The organism is Collinsella aerofaciens, from assembly GCF_964243765.1.
Classification (GTDB): Bacteria; Actinomycetota; Coriobacteriia; order Coriobacteriales; family Coriobacteriaceae; genus Collinsella; species Collinsella aerofaciens_BU.
Genome location: NZ_CAXTGI010000006.1, coordinates 44,012 through 63,878, shown reverse-complemented (window position 1 = coordinate 63,878; position 19,867 = coordinate 44,012). Strand labels below are relative to the sequence as shown.

Here is a 19,867-nt window from a genome sequence, read left to right as displayed (position 1 = left end):
CTCCCCGGCCCCAATCTTGTCCATCGAAAACCAACTCCGTGCAACCTGTCGGCGCCTACGGGCGCTCGTTGGGAGCCAGGCGTTGCATCTTGTTCACGGCCTTGAACTTGGTGAACAGCGGCACGTACTCAAAGCTCACGTTGGAGTTCTCCAGGCCGTACCAGCGTGCAGGCGTGCCGGCGGCGCGACGAATGATGTACTTGAGCGTGATGGCCGTACGCTCGCTCGGCTCCACATCGCTTTCGGGCGCCAGAAGCTTACGGATCAGGACGAACTTGAACGTACCGATGTTGCCCGGATCCTTGTAGACCGAGTAGTCATGCGTCTGCGCCGGCAGCTCGCCGGTGGCAGCCAGGTCCTGAACGACCTGACGCAGATAGGCATTGACGCGCTGGTTAATCTTGTAGCCCAGGTACAGATGCACGCGGAACACGTAGTCGGTGCCGAACGTCTCGACCGAATAGGCAAAGGTATGCGGCTCGTCCATGGTCTCGACATTCACGAACCACCAGGCGCGAGCGCGCTTGGGATGCTTGTCCAAGATCGAGTAGACGATATCACGGTCGATGTAATCGGTATGGGTGTCCTTGGTCAGGTACACGATGTTGTCGCTCAGGCGCTCGTAGCGATCGTCATCGCGCAGGCGCTTGAGCTGCGGCAGGTAGCTGCGCAGCGGCAGCAGCGTAAACTGGCGCTGCTCAACAGCCGTACCGTTGTACCAGCACACCATGATGCCCATGATGAGCGCGGCCATGAGGATGGTGAAGTAGCCGCCGTGGAAGAACTTGGTGAGTGAGCTCACGAAGAAGAAGCCTTCGAGCAAAAGGAAGAAGGCCGCGAAGATCCACGGAGCAACCTTGAGCTTGCGCTCCTCGTGCAGGTAGAAGAAGAGCAGCAGCGTGGTGCACATCATAGTCAGCGTAATGGCAAGGCCGTAGGCGGCTTCCATATGCGCCGAGTTCTGGAACAGCAGCACCACGATGACGCAGCCGACAAGCATGACGTTGTTGACCATGGGGATGTAGAGCTGGCCCTTGGTCTCGGCAGGGTAGAAGACCTGCATGTGCGGCATGAGGTCCAGACGGCTGGCCTCGGACACCAGCGAGAATGCGCCGGTGATGAGCGCCTGCGAGGCAATGATGGCCGCGACGGTGGAAAGGCCTACGGCAAACGGGCGCAGGCCCGGGGCGAGCATCTGGTAGAACGGGTTGAGATCGGCAATGCCCATGAGCTCGGGGTTGGCAGCGTTGTTCATAAGCCAAGCGCCCTGGCCCATATAGGAAAGCAGCAGGCAGCACTTAACGAACGGCCAGGTAGCGTAGATGTTGCCGCGGCCGACGTGGCCCATGTCGGAGTAGAGCGCCTCGGCACCGGTGGTGGCGAGGAAGCAGCTGCCCAGGATCATGATGCCCGCGTGGTTGTTGGGGCTCAGCAAAAAGGCGATGCCGCGCACCGGGTTGAGGCACAGCAGCACGGCGGGGTGCTGGAAGACAAAGAACAGACCCGTGCCGCCCAGGAACAGGAACCACAGCGTCATGATGGGGCCAAAGGCGTGACCGATTTTGGCCGTACCGATGCGCTGTACCAAGAAGAGCACGATGATGATGGCGAGCGTAATGGCGACGACGCGGCCTTGGTCATCGCCCAGCACGGCATGGACCGCCGGGATGGTGCGCAGGCCCTCGATGGCCGTGGTAACGGTAACGGCCGGCGTCAGGATGCCGTCGGCGAGCAGCGCGGCGCCACCCAGCATGGCGGGGATGATAAGCCACTTGCCGCAGCGCTTGACCAGGCTGTACAGGGCAAAGATGCCGCCCTCACCATGGTTATCGGCGCGCAGCGAGATGAGCACATACTTGATGGTGGTCAGCAGCGTGACCGTCCACACGACAAGGGAGAGCGCGCCAAGCACGAACTCCTCCGTCACACTTCCGATGCCGCCGTTGCCGGCAACGAGCGCCTTGGTTACATACATAGGGCTGGTGCCGATATCGCCGTACACCACGCCCAGCGTGACGAGCATCGCCGAGATGCTCACAGGAATCGCAGCGTGCGAGGCTGCCTCCTTGGCCTTTTGTTCCATAAGCCGGTTTCCTCCCAACTTTAATGTTCGAAGGAATTATAGGTAATCGGCCCATGTTTGAATGGCACTGTTTTCCCAGCTAAATAAACATTTATACGGCCTTTAGGCCACCTCGGCGATATGGAATGTGACAAAGGGACTGTCCCTTTGTCACATCACCGCATTCGTTACTTGCCGAGCCAGTTTTTGAACCACCACTCCATGGAACGGCTCATCTCGGCCATAAAGGGGCTCGTGTGCTTGCGGGTGTAGATATCCACCACGCGCTCGCCTACCTCGCGGGCATGCGGACGGAACATCGCGTCCATCTCGGCCACCTGCGCGTCCATGGTCGTGGCGCCGGCGCGGCAGTAGCGCTCCTCGTGCACCAGGTTCACCACGGGGTGCGCGATTGCCGGGCGCTCCTTACGGGGCGTGCCGATGATGAGCATCGACAGCGGCATGGTATAGGGCGGCAGATCGAGCAGCTCGGCGACTTCCTCGGCATTCTCGACGATATCACCGATGTAGCAGCTCCCCAGCCCCAGGGCCTCGGCGGCAACCACGGCGTTTTGCGCGGCGATCACGGCATCCTGGGCCGCGATCGCAAAGTCGCCCAAACCCGGCGCGCGGCGGGGCGCCTTGCCCGTGCGCTCGACAAACTCGGGCTCAAAGCAGCCCACGTGCTCAAACAGATCGATCCACTTGGCATAATCGACCACAAATATAAGTGCCCAGGGCGCCTTGGCGATCATGGGCTGGTGATCGCACAGGTCGGCCAGACGATCCAGCGTAGCCTGCTCGCGAATGCTCACGATGGAATACATCATCATGGCGCCTGCCGACGGCGCACGACTCGCCGCATGCAAAATCGCCGCCCGCTGCTCGTCGGTCACCGCCACGGGCCGGCCGTCGTCATCGCGCGCGAAGGCACGCGTAGACGAGCGATGCTCCAAGATGTCCAGCACCGCATTGCCCGTAGTCTCGACCGGATAGCCGCACGTATCGACCGACGCTCCGTCGCCGCCCATGTCCGCCTTGCAAACCTGCTCGCTCATCGCCCTACCCTCGCCATTTCTTTAAGAAGCCTTTACGTTTCCGTGTAATTCCCGTCCATTATCGCGCAGGTCGCCACCACATTGCGCCACACCGCCACACGTGCGCGTTAATATGGCTGGTTGTTGTGCGCAGACACCAATTGCAGCGCATATCTTGGTAACAATCGGGTAAACCCCCGCTTTCGTAGGTTTTAGTTTGTGAGGAGTCTCAGCATGTTCGCTGCCGCCATCTCGCTCGTCGGTTTTGCGGCGACCGTCTACCTTGTCTTGCGCGAGGCCAAGGCCATTCGCGCTCAGTCGGGCACCGTTGCCAAAAGCGCTCTTGGGTGGAGCGTCGCCTTCGGCCTGTTCCAACTCTTTTTGACCATTTGGGGTGCCATTGGCCTCGTCGCCCAAAACGAGCCGCTCGCCTTTGTGATGCTCGTCCTGACCAACGCCATCCTCACCGGATGCGCTTGGGCCAGCATCGCCCGCGACCGCATCGCCCCGCGCGTCTTTGCGTTCGCCGAGCCCGACGCCCCCGCCCCCACCGGCAAGCTCGCTCGCCTGCGCGGCGCCTTTGTGGGCAAACCGCTCGTCGCCGCCGTCCTGTGCCTGCTGCTCGCCGGCGTCTTTGCGCTGCTGGGCATGGAGGTCTCGTCCAACCACGACTTTACCTGGGTCTACCCCCTGTGCATCCTACTCGAGTGGGCCATCATCGCCACACTCATGACTGGCTTGTTCTTCCTATTCCAGCGCCACGGCGCAGCTTCCGCGGTCCTGGCCTTTGCCCTCTTTGTCCTGGGCATTGCCGAGTTCTTTGTCATCACGTTTAAATCCATGCCCATCCAGCCGGGCGACCTTTCGGCCATCTCCACCGCCGCCGCAGTCGCCGGCAACGGCTACACCTTCTCCATCTCGCTGTTCTGCGTGCTGTCTATGGGCTTTACCGCCATCGCCATGCTGCTGTGCGAGTACGCCGGCCTGGTCGCGCCGCACCGTCAGAAGGGCGCCGCCAACGCCAAGCGCATGTTGCTCACCAACCTGCTCGTGGCGGTGCTGTGCCTGGGCGGCGTGACCGCGCATGTCACGCTCATCGACTACTACAACACCCTCGGCATCACTGTCTACACCTGGCGCCCGCTCGAGAGCTACTGGCGCGAGGGCTACCTGCCTGCCTTTATTAGTGCGGCACAGTCCATTAAGCCGCCCAAACCCGCCGACTATTCTGTCGATGACGCCAAGGCCATGCTCAAAAAGTACGCCAAGGCCTACGACAAGTCCGACGCCGCCAAGAGTGACGAGCGCACCGCCGCAAAGGAGCAGTTCGACAGCGAGAAGCCCACGGTCATCGCCATCATGAACGAGACATTCTCCGATCTTTCGATCTACCAGAACATGCGCGCTGGCTACGAGGGCCCGCAGTACTTTAAGAACCTGTCCAACTGCCTCAGCCGCGGAAAGCTCTACGTGAGCGCCTACGGCGGCGGCACGGCCAATACCGAGTTTGAGTTTATGACCGGCAACTCCATGGCCAACCTGGGCTCGGGCGTGTACCCCTACACCATCTACAACATGGAAACGACCGGGAATCTGGCAGAGCAGTTCAAATCGCTCGGCTATTCCACCACGGCCATGCACCCCAACCACGCGACCAACTGGAACCGCGAGAACGTCTACAAGGACTTTGGCTTTGACCAGTTCCTGTCCATCAACGATTTCCAAGGCGCCGATACCCTGCGCGGCATGGTGACCGACCAGGCAACCTACGACAAGATTCTTGAGCTGCTCGACCAGAACGCCGATCCGCAGTTTATCTTCGATGTGACCATGCAGAACCACTCGGGCTACGACACGGGTCTGCTGCCGGTCGACAAGCAGATGCACCTGAACATCGACACGACCGACCTGGACGCCAAGACCGTCGAGGACGGCACGCTCTCCGATGTCGATGAATATGTCTCGTGCATCGAACAGTCCGACCAGGCGCTGCGCTACTTCCTCAACGCCCTGAGCAAGCTCGACCGCAAGGTAGTCGTGGTGTTCTGGGGCGACCACCAGCCGTTCTTCCCGTCCAAGTTCAATGACAAGTGGTTTACCGGCGAGGACGACGCCACCCACCAGGAGCGTTTGTGGCAGACCGACTACATCATCTGGGCCAACTACGACGTTGCCGGCTGCGACCAGACGAGCGAGGTCGACGACTTGTCAACCAACTACCTGTCCACGCAGCTTATGCAGCTGATCGGCGCCCCGCTGACCGACTACCAGAAAGCGCACATGACGCTGCGCGAGTCGCTGCCCGCCATCAACTCGGTCGGCTACGAGGACGCCAGCCTGCGCTGGGCGCTCTCCTCCAACGTCACCGGTGACGACGACGCCGCCGCTGCCGCCACCAAGGCACGCGAGGATTACGCCAAGATGCAGTACTACGAGATGTTCCGCGACGGCAAGAACGTGTATACCGAGCACTTCCAGACCGAAGCCAACGAGACCGATCCTAACTTGGCGCCGGGTACGACCAAGATTAAATAGCGACACGTCTTAACTGGTTCGTCTGCCCGGCGGCGTGGAACGTAAGGTTCCCTGCTCGGACAGTCCTGCTCGCACGGAGAGCACATTAAGTGCTCTCCGGCTCGTGCGGAACTCGCGATGAACCTTACATTCCGCGTCGCCGGGCAGACGCCTCGGTGTTGAAGCGCGGCTTGTCATGCGAGTCGCGGAAACTGTGTCCCAGAAATCATGCGCAAAGTGGGATGCGATTTCCGCCTGCGGGCCCGTTGGGAAACTGCATCCCACTTCGGCTACAAATTCCGGGATGCACTTTCCGCCGAGGTCCTCAACCGGAAACTCCATCCCATTCCAAAGGCAAATTCCGGGACACATTTTCCGAATCCCCGCCCATCTGGAAAACCCATCCCGCTCCGCCCACATCCGGACATGGAATTATCAGCCTATAAGGCCTTCCATCAATAGAGCTTCGCGCTGCGGTAAAGCAGCGCGACGGCGATTGCCTACTCGCCCAGCACGGCCTTCTTGGCGGCTGTGGCCATGTTGTCCAGGTCCTCCTTGGTGGGATGGTCCTTCGCGGCAACCCAGTTGTCGAGCAGCATCTTAAATCGGGCGTTGTCGGGATCTTGCTCGAGCATGGCCTCGTAGCGCTGCTTGACCGCGGGACCCATCTTGCCCTGGCACATCGACCAGCCCGCAAGCTCGGCATCCTCGGCCAAATTGGACGACACGCGGTCGATAATCTGCTGAAAATAGCTCTGGTCGGCACCAAAGCCGCAGGTGCCAAACAAGAAGACGCGCTTGCCGTGCAGGGCAGAAAGCAGCGCCGCCACCGAGGGCGTGCAGGCGCCCTTGTCGCACCAAAAACCAACGAGCACTGTATCGGCAGCGCAGGCACCCTCGGCCTCGTGCGCGACCTGCTCCGGATCTGCATCATCGCTCAACGCCGCGGCGTGAATAAACTCGACATCCGCAGCCTGCAGCACGCGCTTAATCGCCCCCGAAACCATCCTGGTATTACCGCTCTTGCTGTTGACCACCATAGAGCATGTCATAGTCACGTTGCCTCGTTTCCCCCGAAACTCGAGCCATTAATGCAATTTATTAGATGAATATCTTAGTACTAACGTGACAGATGTAAACCACCTTCTGCCGATTGGCGACGCAGGCGACATCTTTGGACAGATCTCGAACAGTATGTACTTCGGATTGAAACCGCCGCAGAACGTTTCACGAATGGCCGAAAAACTGTTTCACAAAACGCCGTCAAATTGTTTCATATAATATCGTCAATTTGTTTCACGAAATACCGTCAAATTGTTTCACGCGCTGGTAGAACGCTATATAACACGATCGCTCTATGGGACAAACAAACCTGATTAATTTGCCCCACGGGCTTGCTCACTGGGCAAACTGGCTACGGTAGAGCTCAGCGTAGAAGCCGCCTGCCGCTAGCAGCTCGTCATGCGTGCCGCGTTCGATAATCCGACCGTCGCGCATCACCAGAATGCAGTCGGCGTTGCGGATCGTCGACAGGCGGTGCGCCACGACAAAACTCGTGCGACCGGCCATGAGCTCGTCGAATGCCGCCTGCACCTGCAGCTCGGTACGCGTATCGATGCTCGACGTCGCCTCGTCCAGCAGCAAGATCGCCGGGTCGGTGAGCATGACGCGCGCGATGCACAGCAGCTGTTTTTGACCTTGGCTAAACGTGCCGCCGTCCTCGCCGATGACCGTATCGTAGCCGCCTGGCAGCTGCACGATAAACTTATGCGCGTGCGCGCGCTTGGCGGCTTCGATGACCTGCTCACGCGTGGCATCGGGGCAACCGTACGCGATGTTTTCCGCCACGGTGCCCTCGAACAGCCAGGTATCCTGCAGCACCATGCCAAAGGCACGGCGCAGGCTCGAGCGCGTGTAGCCGCACGAAGCCTTGCCATCGACCGCGATGCGGCCGGCATCGATATCGTAAAAACGCAGCAGCAGGTTGATGAGCGTCGTCTTGCCGCAGCCCGTGGGACCGACCAGGGCAAAGCGCATGCCCGACTTGGCCTCGATGCAGATATCCTGCAGCAGCTTGCGGTCGGACACATAGCTAAAGTCCACGTGCTCAAAGGCGACCTCGCCCTGCGGCGCGGCAAGCTCTACGGCGTCCGACGCGTCGGGCTCCTGCTCGCGCGCATCGAGCAGCGCAAACATGCGGCGCGCCGAGGCGTACGCGGTCTGGATCTGCGTAATGACGTTCGTGACCTCGTTGAACGGCTTAGTGTACTGGTTGGCGTAGGACAGGAAGATCTGCACGCCGCCCACCGTGAGTGCCGCAGGCACGCCCGTGATCACGCCCGCGCAGCCGATCACGGCGACCACGGCATAGATGATGTTGTTGATAAAGCGCGTGCCGGGGTTAGAGAGCGAGCCCATAAACTGTGCGCGCTCACCTGCCGTATAGAGCTCGGCGTTGAGGACATCGAAGCACTGTTGAGCGTGCGGGCCGTAGGCGAAGGCGTCCACGAGCTTTTGTTCACCCACATACTCCTCGATATGACCGCCAAGTTGGCCCTGGATGCGCTGCTGGGCCGTAAAGCTCTTGTTGGAGAGCTTGGCGATGGCGCCGGCCGCAAAGATGGAAAGCGGCGTGACGAGCACCACCACAAGCGTCATAGCCAGGTTAATGGAGAGCATAAACGCAAGCGTGCCCACGATGGTGATGACGCCGGTAAAGAGCTGCGTGAAGCCCTGCAGCAGGCCGTCGCCCACCTGATCGACGTCGTTGACCACGCGGCTCATAAGGTCGCCGTGGGCATGGCTGTCGATAAAGCTGAGCGGCATGCGGCTGAGCTTGTCGCTCGCCTCCACGCGCATGTCGCGCACCGTCTCGTAGGACAGGCGGTTAACGCAATAGCCCTGCAGCCACTGGAAAGCCGCAGCACCTACGACGACAATCGCGAGCTTGGTGACAAGCGGCAGCAGCGCATCGAAGTCCACCTGCCTGGCGGCAACGATGAGGTCAATGCCCTCGCCGATGAGGATGGGCGTGTAGAGTTGCAAGATCACCGAGACGGCGGCGCTCACAAACGCCGCCGCAAACGAAATGCGGTGCGGGCGAACATAGCCCAGCAGACGGCGAGTCACCGCGCCCACGGGATAGCGCTCGGGATCGCCGGGCTGGCGCGGGCCGTCGCCCAAATCGTTGAGGTTATCGTTGCCGGACACGTTGGCCGTCATCGTGGCGACCGAACCGGAAGAAGTGTACGGATTCATTTAGCAGCCCTCCTTTGCGCAGACGGATGCGGGGGCGGTTGGGGCGGACGCGGGTGTCGCACTCCCCTGCCGGCCCTCGAGCTCCTCGCGGCGAAGCTGCGACTGGCAGATCTCTCGGTAGAGCTGGCAGCTTGCATACAGCTCGTCATGCGTGCCCAGACCCGCAACCGAGCCGTGGTCGAGTATGCAGATCATGTTGGCGTCGCGCACGGTCGAGACGCGCTGGCTCACGATGACGGTTGTCAGCGGCAGCCCGCCCTCGGCAGCACCGCGACCGCTGCGCTCGCGAATGGCGTGACGAAGCGCCGCGTCGGTCTTAAAGTCGAGCGCCGAGGCGGAGTCGTCCATGATCAGAATCTGCGGCGAGCCCACCAGGGCGCGCGCAATGGTCAGACGCTGGCGCTGGCCACCACTAAAGTTCTTGCCGCCCGCCTCGACCGGGGCATCCAAGCCCTGCGGCTTGTTGCGCACGAACTCGCTGGCCTGCGCCATATCGAGCGCCGCCCAAAGCTCCTCGTCGGTCGCTGACTCGTCGCGCCAGGTCAGGTTGCTGCGGATGGTGCCGCTCACCAGCGACGCGCGCTGCGGAACGGTCGCGACCACATGGCGCAGCTGGTCGAGCGGCCAAGTGCGCACGTCGGCACCCATCACGCTCACACTGCCGGTGCCCGCATCGTACAGGCGCGGGATAAGCGAGACGAGCGTGGACTTGCCGCTGCCCGTGCCGCCGATAATGCCGAGCGTCTTGCCCAGCGGCAGCTCTAGCGTCACGTCGTTTACGGCGTTTGCCGCGCCCGCGCCAAACGAAAAACTCGCATGGTCAAAGCTTAGCGCGGAAACCGGAGCGGTGTCCCCCGCCAGATCGCTCGGCTTGGGCAGCGCGGCCGGCTGATTGCCCTCGTCGGTGATGCTCGGCACGCAATTGAGCACCTCGTTGATACGCGACGCACTGGCGCTCGCCTTGGTAAAGACCACCACCAGGTTGGCAACGTACACGATAGAGGTGAGGGTCTGCGTCATATAGTTCACAAACGCCATAACCTGACCCTGCGTAAGCTCGCCCACGTTGACCTGGATGCCGCCCACCCACAGGATGGCGCACACGCCCAGGTTCATCACCAAAAATGTGACGGGGTTAAGGATCGACGAGAGCTTGCCCACCGCGATGGCGGTATGGGCCTGGTCATCGGCGGCCTGGGCAAAGCGCTTACGCTCGTGATCTTCGCGCACAAAGGCACGAACCACGCGGGCGCCCGAAAGCCCCTCGCGGCAGATGAGCGCAATGCGGTCGAGCTTTGCCTGCAGCTGCTTGTAGTACGGGATGCAGCGCGCCATGACAAACCAAAACACCAGGCCAATGGCGGGCGTGCAAATCAAGAAAATCACGCCAAGCTTAAGGTCGATGGCAAGGGCCGCGACCATGGAGCCCACCGCCAGGAAAGGCCAGCGGATGAGCATGCGCACGCCCAGCGCCACGGCAAGCTGCACCTGGTTGACATCGTTGGTGATACGCGTGATGAGCGACGGCGTGCCAAAGCGATCGAGTTCGGCATAGCTCAGCTTGTTGATGTGCTGGTAGAGTGCGCCGCGAATGTCAGTACCCATGCCCTGCGAGGTGAGCGCCGCCATCTTTTGGCAGACGAGCGTAAACGAGATGCCGATCACGGCCATGGCGGCAAGCACCATGCCGTAGTGGACGACGGCGTCCACGTCGTGCGAGCCAATGCCCTTATCGATCATCTGGGCAATCACCAGCGGCGTCAGCAGGTCAAAGATCACTTCGACCAGCTTGCACGCAGGACCAATCACCATATACCGGCGAAACTTACCACCAAAACGCCTGAGCAGCTCAATCATAAAAAGGAGCTCCCTATCATCATCCGCATTCAATTCGAATCATGATAGTACCGCCGCCCCAAAAGAAGCGTAAACAACTCGTCATTTCTAATGGGGTTCGGTTTCCAAAGAAGCGGAGAGGCACGCGCACACCCAGCCAGTGTCGGGTCGACCACTTGGTATACTTACATTAGTGCTACCAAGTTAGTCGCCGACCCTTGAAATGAGGTGCCGAGATGAACGACATTCTCGCAAGAAGAGCAAGACGAGCAACCGTGGGCATCGCCCTTTCCGCGGCACTTGTCGCGGGAATCGCCCCCGCAACGGCGATCGCGGCAGAAACCAGTTCCCCCACCGGTGCGGCCGTTTCGCAGACGAGCGCCGCCAACGGCAATTCGGGCGCCCCGCAGACAGAAGACGCGGCCGCCGCAAAAGAAAAAGCGTATGCAGCCATGCAGGAAGCGCTCAAAAACCTCGAGGCCGCAAAAGACGCCGCAAGTCCCGAGAAAATTGCGAGATTCAATGATGACATTGCCCGTTTTCAAGAGCTCCGCGACAAGATGGCGGCGCAAGCCGTCGAAGAGAGGGAACTCCTTCCCACCATGCAAGCGGACATCGATGCAGCCCAAGCCAAATACGACGGGGCCATCAACCGGGTAAGCGAGCTCCAAGCAGAATTAGACAAGAAACTTGAGGTGCTTAAGGCACTCGAAGCGCTCGGCGACGAGGAGCTTGTCGAAACTGTTAAACAGCAAATAAAGCAGTTGCGCCAAGAGATCGTAACGGCAAAAGCGCGAGTTGACTTTTGCGAAATGGAGCTCCGCGAGGTCAAGGGCCGCCTCGAAAGGCAGGAAAGACAAGTTAATGACTGTGAACGTGCTGCAGAGAAGTATAAAGCCCATACCGACCAGTTCATAGCCTGGCGAGATGCGCTCCTCGACAATTTGAAAAAAGCGCAAACGGCCTATGACGACGCCTGCAAGGCATACGAAGAGGCGAAAGCCGCGGCAGACAAGGCCACCTCGCCCGAGATAACGCAACCGACCGAGACGACGCCTCCCTCCAACTCGGCGCAACCGGCCGAGGCGACACAGCCCACCGGCTCGTCCGCGACCGGCAAAAATACCCCGCCAAGCTCCACCAAGCAGGCGAACTTGAGCAGCGGCAAGCAAGCAGATACGACCGCCGGCAAGCTCGCGAACACGGGCGACGCAGCGCCGAGCGCAATCGCACTCGCAGGAATCGCCGCCGCAGGACTCGGAATAACCGCCACAGCCACACGCCGCCTCAAGAACTCAAAATAGCCGCCAGAGCATACTACCTTCGCCAATCCACAAACCCAGAGACAAAAAGAGGCCCGTTTCCCCAACCCAGGGAAACGGGCCTCTTTACTTGTAAAAACAAATGGTAATGCCGCCGTCTCTTGAACCACGCAGCCATCAATGCCCAGACAACACTAGCAAGCCGCGTTCCTTAAGGGATAGATTTAATGGCTGTTAATCAAGGGGTATACGCGCACGCCCGATCAATGGCGGGCAAACCGCCTGATATACTTACATTAGTGCTACCAAGTTAGTCGCCAACCCTTGAAATGAGGTGCCGAGATGAACGACATTCTCGCAAGAAGAGCAAGACGAGCAACCGTGGGCATCGCCCTTTCCGCGGCACTTGTCGCGGGAATCGCCCCCGCAACGGCGATAGCGGCAGAAACCAGTTCCCCCACCGGTGCAGTTGCCTTGCAGACGGAAGATGCGGCCACCGCAAAAGAAAGAGCGTATGCAGCCATGCAGGAAGCGCTCAAAAACCTCGAGGCCGCAAAAGACGCCGCAGGTCCTGAGATATTAGAGACTATCGAGCATGTGATTACCGATTTGCAATCGCTCCGCGACAGGATGCTGAAGGAAGCCGACGACTCAAGGGGACCTCTTCTTTACCTACAAGCGAACGTCGATGCAGCCCAAGCCAAATACGATGAGGCCCACAACCGGACAAGCGGCCTTCAGGCAGAATTAAATAAGGCAATCGACGACGGAGCTTCTAACGAAACTATTAAGCAGTTGCGAAGTGAGATCATGTCGGCAGAAAGGCGAGAAAAATCTTGTGAAGATGATCTTCACCACTGCCAACGCCGGCTCGAAAGCCAGAAAAGTGTCGTCGCGAAGTTCGAAGCCAATGCGGAAAAATGTCAAACCGATATCGACGAAGAGACAGCCAAGCGAGATGCGCTCCTCGACGATTTGAAAAAGGCACAAGCGGCCTATGACGACGCCTGCAAAGCATACGAAGAGGCAAAGGCCGCGGCAGACAAGGCCACCTCGCCCGAGATAGCGAAACCGACCGAGACAGTGCCTCCCTCCGGCTCAGCGCAACCGGCCGAGGCGACACAGCCCACCGGCTCGACGCAGCCCGCCGGGACAACACAACCCGCCAATTCGCCCACGGCAGGCAAAGGCGCTTCACCGAGCCCCACCAAGCAAGCAAATACGACCACCGGCAAGCTCGCGAACACGGGCGACGCAGCGCCGAGCGCAATCGCACTCGCAGCAATCGCCGCCGCAGGCCTCGGAATAACCGCCGCGGGTGTGCGCCGCATCAAGAACTCAAGGTAGCCGCCAGCGAACGCCGCCTTCACCAATCTGCAAGCCCAAAACCAAAAGAGGTCCGTTTCCCCAACCCAGGGAAACGGACCTCTTTACTTGTAAAAACAGATGGTAATGCCGCCGCCTCTTGAACCACGTAGCCACCGCGCTCCAGACAACGCCAGCGAGCAGCAAAAGGCACGGGATTAAATTATTCAGATAAACGTGACCCTTCAGGCGGTTTTGGTCGGCTACCCGCGAGTGCCGGCAGGGCGCTTGGTAGTCGATCGATCCCGCAGGCGAAGCCGAGGACCAGCGAGACACCAAGCGCCCTGCCGGCACTCGCGGGTAGCCGCGGCACCAAAAAACGCCTGCGCACTCGATGGATTCGGATGCCCGACAGAGGCTCCTTATGGCTGCTTCCTTCCGGACCTGACCAGATTCGGAACATGTCGTCATCCGAACCCATCGAACGCGCTAGGCGCTCGGTATATCTTACCTGCTCCCGCCCGCCAGAGCAAGGTAGCTAATTTGGGACGGGGCTTTTGACTACTTTTTGACTGGTGGGGCATCAGGGTGGCGAAAGTAGTCAAGGAAGCCCCGTACTAAATAGACTGATCTGGTGCTGTGCCACGAAAAGGGCCTATCTACTACGTTTTGGTCACAGGGGTCGACCATAGCCGACTTTTTCGAAAATCGTCAAGCTTTCTACCTGCGGTTTTGTTTTGCAAATTCCGGGATGGTCGAAGGTGGCCGGTTTAACGTAGTAGATGGCCGCATTTCGTGGCAAACGGTCCGACCCAAGACCCAAGGCAGCCAACCTCGAATGGCCATTCTCGAAGTTGCGGTGGAATACGGACTGAATTGGTCCCTTAAAGGCAAAAACACTCCGTATTCCACCGCAACTTATAGGGAGATAGGCCTTAGAGGCGGGCGAGGTCGTAGGATCGAGCGGCTGCTTCGCCGGCGCAGATGAGGTTGGTTGCGGCTTCTTGCGGATCGAGTGCCCGCTCCAGGTCCATGGGCTTGCGACAGATCGGAAGCACCAAGTCGACGCCCTGACCATACACCGCATCCAGGTTGTCAGCGCGACCGCCCACGACAGCGGCTACCGGCTTGCCATATCGCTTCGCGCGGCGAGCCACACCCACCGGCGCCTTTCCAGCGGCGGATTGCTCGTCCATATTACCCTCGCCCGTTATGACCAGGTCGACATCGCGCGCGCGCCCGTCAAATCCCACGAGATCGAGCACCGTCTCCACGCCCGAGCGCAACTCGGCGCCGAGTGCCAACAGCGCTGCTCCCAGACCACCGGCGGCACCGGCACCAGGCACACCGAGCACCGAGCCAAACGTCCGCGCGCCCTCGGGCACGCGCAGCAACCCCTGAGCCCGTGCCTCGGCAATCGCAGCGTCGAGCAGACGGCCGTAGCCGACCATCCAGCTGTCGTACCTGTGAAGCGCCTCGGCGTCATCTGTCGGCAGGCCCTTCTGCCCACCGAACACCGCTAGGGCGCCTCGGCGTCCCACGAGCGGATTCTCGACATCGGAAAGCACCACGACACGCGCGCCGTTCAGCGCCCGAAGCGCTGGCGCCAAATCAACGCTCGACACCTGCTCAAGGCCGGCAAGACCGGGGGCGACATCGCAGCCCCGATCATCGACCACACGCGCGCCCAGCGCCTGCAGCATACCGGCGCCACCATCGTTGGTGGCGCTGCCGCCCAAGCCAATATAGATAGTCTTTGCACCCGCGCGAACCGCATGAAGCATCAGTTCGCCCACGCCATAGGTTGTGGCCGCCAACGCCGCCGACTCCGTGCAAGGCGAATACCCAATGCCGGCCGCCTCGACCATCTCGATGACCGCTGACTCGCGCTCGACATCAACCAGCATCCGGGCAGGCACACGCTCGCCCAAGGGGCCTGCGACCTCGCAGGTCACAATCTCACCGCCGCACGCGGCAACGGCATCGAGCGTTCCCTCACCACCATCTGCCAGCGGCAACGTGGCCACCTGGGCATCGGACCACACACGGCGCACGCCTTCGGCAACCGCCGCCTCCGCCTGCGCACTCGAAACGCTGCCCTTAAAGGAGTCGATCGCCAGCAGCACACGGCGGGGCCGGCGGCACGCGGCACCAAAATCGACCGCCTCAACGGCAATATCTTCGGTACACGCGAGCGCCTCGGCATGAGCGGCATGTGCCTCAAGATCGGCCCCACAACCGCAGCCAGTACCATCGGTGCCACGCAACCCACTAAAATAGCCGCTCAACACCTCACGACACTCGTCTGCCAGCACGCCAGCCGTCACGTTAAACCGATGATTCAGGCGCGAGTCGGCATTCAAATCGTATAGGGATCCCAACGCACCCGCCTTGGCGTCGCTCGCGCCATACACGCAGCGCCCCACGCGCGCGTTGACCATAAGCCCCGCGCACATGCAGCAGGGTTCGAGCGTCACGTAGACCGCACAGTCGGAAAGGCGCCAGCGGCCAAGCGCCTGGGCAGCGGCGCACAGGGCCGCGAACTCTGCATGCGCCGAAGGGTCCTGGTCGAGCTCGCGACGATTATGCGCCCTCGCGACGATCTCGCCGTCGCGCACTACTACGGCTCCGATGGGCACCTCGCCCACCGCCGCGGCGGCTCGCGCCTCCGCCAACGCCTCGCGCATGAACTTCTCGTCGATTTCGGTGATCGTCATCGTTCGCCTTCCCTGTTGCAAATTCAAAACGATGCTATCATTACGACTCACGGAGAGATGGCAGAGCGGTTGAATGCGGCGGTCTTGAAAACCGTTGAGCGCGAGAGCGTTCCGGGGGTTCGAATCCCCCTCTCTCCGCCACTTTTAGTGATGCACCGGCGTCATGGTCCGCTCGAACAGCGCATCGACCACGTCGGCCATCTCGGGTTGACGCTCAAGATCGTGGCCCGATTCCCACCATATCGTGAAAAGTCGAATAATACCGCCGGCGACAAACTCAGACGTCGTCTCGAGTGACACGGGGGCCAGGGCATCCTCGGCAAGCACGTTCATCACACGCCCACGGATGGAGCGGGCAATGCGGTCGCAAATAACGTTGGTCAACATGCCCGACATGCTGCTAGCCAAAATGTTATCCATGAGCTGCTCATGCGCCAGAATCAAATCCATGGCATCGTCCAAAATCGCATGTCGAAGCGCGCGCACGTCCTCGGCAGACACTGCGCCGGCCTCATCGGGCTGTTTTTGCGGCAAGCCGGACATGAGCTCATCGATATAAAAGGCAAAGTAATCGTTCTTGTCGCGAAAGTGCTTGTAGAACGTCGTGCGGCGAATCATGGCGCGGTCGCACAGCATGGCAACCGTCAGGTCCTCAAAACGATGCTCCTCGAGAAGCTCGGTGAAGGCATCGAACAGGGCACGATAGGTTTTCTTGATGCGAAGGTCCACTGGTATCGCCATCCTCAGGGCAAAGACAACACTCGTCAATCTGTCGCATATCTTACACCTGTACCTCGCGCGTTTTGCCCCAGTGCCAACCCCACCGAAAACATAACGCTTACCGGAAAGTTCGGCACGGCAAAACGTTGCGGGTATACTAGTAGCGTTATACCAACGGCAGCTGGCGCATGCCGCCGCGGCCATTCGAAACGGAGACATCATGATTACCGTCATCATCGGCATCGTTGTTGTCATTGTGATTGTCTGCGCCATCGCCGGCATCTACAACAACATGGTCACCAAGCGTAACCGCATCGATAACGCCTGGCAGAACATCGATACGCAGCTGCAGCGTCGCAACGACCTGATCCCCAACCTGGTCGAGACCGTCAAGGGCTACGCCAAGCACGAGCAGGAGACGCTCTCCGCCGTGATCAGCGCGCGTAACACCGCCGTCAAGGCCACCACGCCCGAGGCCAAGATGGAAGCCGACAACGTGCTGACCGGTGCGCTGCGCCAGCTCTTCGCCGTGGCCGAGGCCTACCCCGATCTTAAGGCAAACACCAACTTTACGCAGCTGCAGGCATCGCTCGAGGATACCGAGAACAAGATTAGCTATGCACGCCAGAGCTACAACGATTGCGTGCTCAGCTACAACAACGCCATTCAGACGTTCCCGGCTGTCATCTTTGCCGGCATCTTCCAGTTTAAGGAGCGCCAGGGCTTCGAGGCCGCCGAAGCAGCCCGCCAGGCCCCGACCGTCAAGTTCTAACAATCACGGCCGAGTCTTAAGCCAGTTCATCAACCCTTTGGGGTCCAAGGCACAAACCTTGGACCCTTTTCTTATCCACGCACAACGCGCGGCCAATAGGCCGCGCACCATCTTTAATCAGATTAATTATGGCGTGTTGCGACAACGCCGAACCTGCAGGGCAGAGAGCAAGTTCCCTCCCGGCGTACTCCGCAGGACGAAAGAACCTCCGCCGCACGAAGTGCGCAGCGGAGGTTCTTTCATGTCCGAGGACGCGCCGGAAAGGAAGGTTGCCCTCGGGCCGAACAGCTATGGCAGCTTACGCGACGGTGTAAACCCAGTTGTGCTTATCCTCGACAGCACCGGACTGGATACCAGTCAAGGTCTCGCGAAGCTTCTTCATCACAGGGCCGATCTCGGTGTAGCCAGCCGGGAAGGTCACGGTCTCGTCGGCGCCGTAAACCTTGTTGTCGATCTCGCCAACCGGGGAGATGACGGCAGCGGTGCCGCACAGGCCGCACTCGACAAAGGTACCGGCCTTGACCTCGGCCCACTCGACGGGACGCTCGTCGACGGTGATGCCCAGGTCCTTGGCGACCTGAACGAGCGAACGGCGGGTGATGGAGGGCAGGATGGAGTCGGTGTGCGACTGCGGAACGACGAGGGTGCCATCCTCCTTCACGAACAGGACGTTAGCGCCACCGGTCTCCTCGACATAGGTGCGGGACTCGGAGTCGAGATACAGGTTCTCGGCATAGCCCTCGCGATGGGCCTCCATCGTGGGCTTGAGGGACATGGCGTAGTTGAGGCCGGCCTTGATGTTGCCGGTGCCGTGCGGTGCGGCGCGGTCGTACTCGGAAACGCGCAGCTTGACGGGCTTGAGACCACCCTTAAAGTACGGACCGACCGGGGTCACGAGAATGCGGAACGTGTACTCAGGAGCGGGAGCCACGCCGATTACGTCACCAGAGCCGATCATAAACGGACGCACGTACAGGGTTGCACCGGAGCCGAAGGGCGGAACCCAGGCGGCGTTGGCAGAAACGACCTGCTTGACGGCCTCAACGAACTTATCCTTGGGGAACGGGGGCATCTCGAGGCGCTGGGCAGAGTTGTACATACGCTCAGCGTTCATGTCGGGACGGAAGCAGACGATGCTGCCATCCTCGGCGGTGTAAGCCTTCAGGCCCTCGAAGACCTCCTGACAGTAATGGAAGATGCCACCGCACTCGGAGACATGCAGGGTGTGGTCGGTAGTCAGACCGCCCTCGTCCCACTCGCCGTCCTTCCAATGAGCCTCGTAGCTGTAATCGGTCTTCATGTAGCCAAAGCCGAGGCTACCCCAATCGATATCCTTCTTCTCGACAGTCATGTGTCGCTCCTTACATACACAGTTGCACACTCGCGAACCCGCACGCAAGGACCGAGGCCGACCGCGTCGCAACGTCACGCGCCCGGAGCGTAGAGCCGGACGGGACACGCGAACGGCATCGAAGCCGATGGCACGTCGATTCGCATGCACGAGATTGTACTCCCCGTACGCGTCTGATAAAACGCTTTTCTTTAACTAAGTAAAGTATTTTCATTTGACCGAAGCAAAAAGGCCCGCCACCGTAAAGGGTGACGGGCCTCAACGACACGGTTTGCGCGCTGGCTCGAGCTACGCGTTCTTTTTGCCCAGCTTAGCCTTAACCAAACCGACCACGGTCGGGATGATCGACACGGCAACGATGCCGATAATCAGCAGCTCAAAGTGCTCCTGCACAAAGGGGATGCCGCCAAAGAAGTAGCCCAGCAGCGTAAAGACCGTCGACCAGGTAATGCCGCCCAGCACGTTAAAGATGACAAAGTTGCGCCAGTGCATGCCGCCCATGCCGGCGATGAAAGGCACAAAGGTGCGGATAAACGGGAAGAAGCGACCCAGGAAGATGGCCAGGTGGCCCCACTTGTCCAGGAAGTCCTCGGACTTTTTAATGCGCTCGGGCGTCATGGCCTTCACCTTGCCCGAGGCGATGATCTTTTGGCCAAAGAAATGACCGATCATAAAGTTGCACTGATCGCCCAAGATGGCGGCCGTCCATGCGACGGCCAGCAGAGCCACGATGTTAAAGCCGCCGTTGTGGGCAAAGAAACCCGAGGCAAACAGCAGCGAGTCGCCGGGAAGGAACGGGAAGAACACCACGCCCGTCTCGATAAAGATAATCAGGAACACGCAGCCGTACGCCATAAGCGGGCCGGCGGCGATCCAGCTGGCGATCGCGGTGCGCGGATCCTTAAGCAGCTCGGCGATAAAATTGATAAAACCCATGAAGTAAAACCTCTCAGTTGTGGGCGCGGACACGTCCAAGTTGACCAGTATACGGTTGCGACGCCGCCGCGCACACGACCTTACAAAAGCGTGACTC

Annotated in this window: 13 protein-coding genes, 1 tRNA gene and 1 other RNA gene; 5 read left to right on the top strand and 10 right to left on the bottom strand. The window is 60.3% G+C overall.

Annotated features, from left to right (window positions below):
- Positions 1 to 55 precede the first annotated feature (55 nt).
- The gene (locus ACESSC_RS05725) at positions 56 to 2,083 is read right to left on the bottom strand and encodes a KUP/HAK/KT family potassium transporter (protein WP_117840327.1); all 2,028 of its coding nucleotides are present in this window, start codon (positions 2,081 to 2,083) and stop codon (positions 56 to 58) included.
- Between the two features lie 167 nt (positions 2,084 to 2,250).
- The gene (locus ACESSC_RS05720) at positions 2,251 to 3,120 is read right to left on the bottom strand and encodes a nitroreductase family protein (protein WP_373161789.1); all 870 of its coding nucleotides are present in this window, start codon (positions 3,118 to 3,120) and stop codon (positions 2,251 to 2,253) included.
- Between the two features lie 213 nt (positions 3,121 to 3,333).
- Between ACESSC_RS05720 and ACESSC_RS05715 the strand changes: the two genes are divergently transcribed.
- Positions 3,334 to 5,634, top strand: a complete 2,301-nt coding sequence (locus tag ACESSC_RS05715) for an LTA synthase family protein (protein WP_373161787.1) — start codon at positions 3,334 to 3,336, stop codon at positions 5,632 to 5,634.
- 479 nt (positions 5,635 to 6,113) lie between these two features.
- Here the strand turns inward: ACESSC_RS05715 and bilS are convergent, their stop codons facing one another.
- The 3 genes from bilS to ACESSC_RS05700 form a co-directional block, all read right to left on the bottom strand.
- The gene (gene bilS, locus ACESSC_RS05710) at positions 6,114 to 6,665 is read right to left on the bottom strand and encodes a flavodoxin family protein BilS (RefSeq protein WP_373161785.1); all 552 of its coding nucleotides are present in this window, start codon (positions 6,663 to 6,665) and stop codon (positions 6,114 to 6,116) included.
- 346 nt (positions 6,666 to 7,011) lie between these two features.
- Positions 7,012 to 8,871 (bottom strand): ABC transporter ATP-binding protein, encoded by a 1,860-nt coding sequence (locus ACESSC_RS05705; protein WP_373161784.1) that lies wholly within the window; start codon positions 8,869 to 8,871, stop codon positions 7,012 to 7,014.
- Positions 8,872 to 10,728: an ABC transporter ATP-binding protein gene (locus tag ACESSC_RS05700; RefSeq protein WP_373161782.1), complete on the bottom strand. Its 1,857-nt coding sequence runs from the start codon at positions 10,726 to 10,728 to the stop codon at positions 8,872 to 8,874.
- Positions 10,729 to 10,943: 215 nt separating this feature from the next.
- Here ACESSC_RS05700 and ACESSC_RS05695 point away from each other — a divergent pair, with 215 nt between their 5' ends.
- Both ACESSC_RS05695 and ACESSC_RS05690 read left to right on the top strand, forming a co-directional pair.
- Positions 10,944 to 12,011 (top strand): hypothetical protein, encoded by a 1,068-nt coding sequence (locus ACESSC_RS05695; RefSeq protein WP_373161780.1) that lies wholly within the window; start codon positions 10,944 to 10,946, stop codon positions 12,009 to 12,011.
- Positions 12,012 to 12,311: 300 nt separating this feature from the next.
- Positions 12,312 to 13,316: a hypothetical protein gene (locus ACESSC_RS05690; RefSeq protein WP_373161777.1), complete on the top strand. Its 1,005-nt coding sequence runs from the start codon at positions 12,312 to 12,314 to the stop codon at positions 13,314 to 13,316.
- 346 nt (positions 13,317 to 13,662) lie between these two features.
- Here the strand turns inward: ACESSC_RS05690 and ffs are convergent.
- Together ffs and tadA are read right to left on the bottom strand one after the other, a co-directional pair.
- Positions 13,663 to 13,758, bottom strand: an RNA gene (gene ffs / locus ACESSC_RS05685) — signal recognition particle sRNA small type.
- 451 nt (positions 13,759 to 14,209) lie between these two features.
- The gene (tadA, locus tag ACESSC_RS05680; RefSeq protein ID WP_373161774.1) at positions 14,210 to 15,991 is read right to left on the bottom strand and encodes a tRNA adenosine(34) deaminase TadA; all 1,782 of its coding nucleotides are present in this window, start codon (positions 15,989 to 15,991) and stop codon (positions 14,210 to 14,212) included.
- Between the two features lie 51 nt (positions 15,992 to 16,042).
- On the opposite strand from tadA, the gene ACESSC_RS05675 reads away from it, so the two are divergent.
- A tRNA-Ser gene (locus ACESSC_RS05675) sits at positions 16,043 to 16,132 on the top strand.
- Positions 16,133 to 16,135: 3 nt separating this feature from the next.
- On the opposite strand, the gene ACESSC_RS05670 is transcribed toward ACESSC_RS05675, so the two are convergent.
- Positions 16,136 to 16,720: a TetR/AcrR family transcriptional regulator gene (locus ACESSC_RS05670; RefSeq protein ID WP_373161771.1), complete on the bottom strand. Its 585-nt coding sequence runs from the start codon at positions 16,718 to 16,720 to the stop codon at positions 16,136 to 16,138.
- A gap of 211 nt (positions 16,721 to 16,931) precedes the next feature.
- Here ACESSC_RS05670 and ACESSC_RS05665 point away from each other — a divergent pair, with 211 nt between their 5' ends.
- Positions 16,932 to 17,483, top strand: coding sequence for a LemA family protein (locus tag ACESSC_RS05665; protein WP_082421874.1), 552 nt, complete (start codon positions 16,932 to 16,934; stop codon positions 17,481 to 17,483).
- A gap of 298 nt (positions 17,484 to 17,781) precedes the next feature.
- Here ACESSC_RS05665 and ACESSC_RS05660 read toward each other — a convergent pair whose 3' ends face one another.
- Complete coding sequence (locus ACESSC_RS05660) at positions 17,782 to 18,834, bottom strand: branched-chain amino acid aminotransferase (RefSeq protein WP_099432362.1); 1,053 nt, start codon at positions 18,832 to 18,834, stop codon at positions 17,782 to 17,784.
- A gap of 288 nt (positions 18,835 to 19,122) precedes the next feature.
- Positions 19,123 to 19,770, bottom strand: coding sequence for a DedA family protein (locus tag ACESSC_RS05655; protein ID WP_117582947.1), 648 nt, complete (start codon positions 19,768 to 19,770; stop codon positions 19,123 to 19,125).
- Positions 19,771 to 19,867: the final 97 nt, after the last annotated feature.